Raw genomic sequence first — 1,219 nt, 5'->3', positions numbered from 1 at the left:
CAGCAAGGCGACGCGGCCCGCTTCGCTCTGGCTTCCACCCAATATGTGTCGAATTACCTCCACTCGCCCTATGCCAGCCAGTTCGCTGATTCCTTCGTCTCCGGCGTCATTTCACTGCACATGGCGATCAGTCACGACAAGCTCGCCGACATCACTTCGATGATGGATCCCGAGCGCGAGAAGGTGATCTATCTGCGCATCGCCCGCCGGGCGGCGATCGACGGCCTGACCGAGCTTTCCAGCTTCGCCTCGGCCAGGGCTGAGCAAGGCCGCGACGGCAACGGCAATGAGGACGACCCGCGCGCTCAGCTCTATTCCAGCCTGTCGACGGTGACGTCGAGCACCATCGAGGATGTGCGCGCCAAGCTGGAGAAGATCGACCGCGCCAAGCTCTCCGAAAGCGACCGGGCCTTGCTCGATGCCGCGCAGGCCGTCGCCGGCGAAGTGGTCGCGCGACCGGCAGTCCCCGCCGTGGAAAAGCATGACGCGGACGCAGAGAAGTCCGCAGCCGGGAAGCCCGCAGCCGAGATCGCGGCGGCTGAGAGACAGGAAGACGCCGACCTGCCGCCGGTCGAAGGCGCGATGTCCGAGCAGCCGGCTGTCGAGACATCCGGCCCGGACGCAAAGCCGGCGGACGCGCAAGCCCTGGCATCGCCATCCCCGGATGCGCCGGCTTCTATCCCGGCAGCGGCCGCGCCGGAGGCGCAGGCTCCGGCTCCAACCGATGCGCCGGCGGTGGCTTCGGCATCGGCAGAGGCGGCGGCGGTTCAGCCCGCATCGACGACGGAACCTTCCCCCGCTCTCGATCCGTCCGACGCCACCGACGCCGCGATGATGCAGACGCGCCGCCAACTCAACAAGATCGACCAACTGCTTGGAGCCGCCCCGAAATGACCACCAGCCTCGGCCAGGCCCTCCCGGGACTTGTCCCCACGCACGCCGCGTCCAGGTCGGGCGCGCCGGCCGCGAAGGGCGAGGACACGAGCTTCGGCGATCTGCTGCGCGGCGCCGAAAAACAGTCCGCGCAGGAAAACGGGCAACCGGCTGAAACCGGATCCCCCGATGCGCGCTGGAACAGACGCGCACTGGCCAGTCCCGGCAAGAGGCAGCCCGAAGGCGATGCTCCGGCGAAGGCCGCCGCGCCAAAGTCAGCGCTCGGCAAGGCCGTGAAGGACGAGGCCGATACCGATGCGGACAAGGCCTCGGCGGGGGCCGGCCC

At 68.7% G+C, this 1,219-nt stretch carries 2 pseudogenes; both read left to right on the top strand.

The annotated features are described in order from the left end of the window. Positions 1-894, top strand: a pseudogene (locus EN780_RS34680) (chemotaxis protein MotC); the annotation flags it as partial. Next, a pseudogene (locus EN780_RS34675) lies at positions 891-1,219 on the top strand (hypothetical protein); the annotation flags it as partial. The pseudogenes EN780_RS34680 and EN780_RS34675, both read left to right, overlap by 4 nt.

It is taken from the genome of Mesorhizobium sp. M4B.F.Ca.ET.089.01.1.1, assembly GCF_004022605.1.
GTDB lineage: Bacteria > Pseudomonadota > Alphaproteobacteria > Rhizobiales > Rhizobiaceae > Mesorhizobium > Mesorhizobium abyssinicae.
This window is presented reverse-complemented; position numbering and strand designations above follow the sequence as displayed.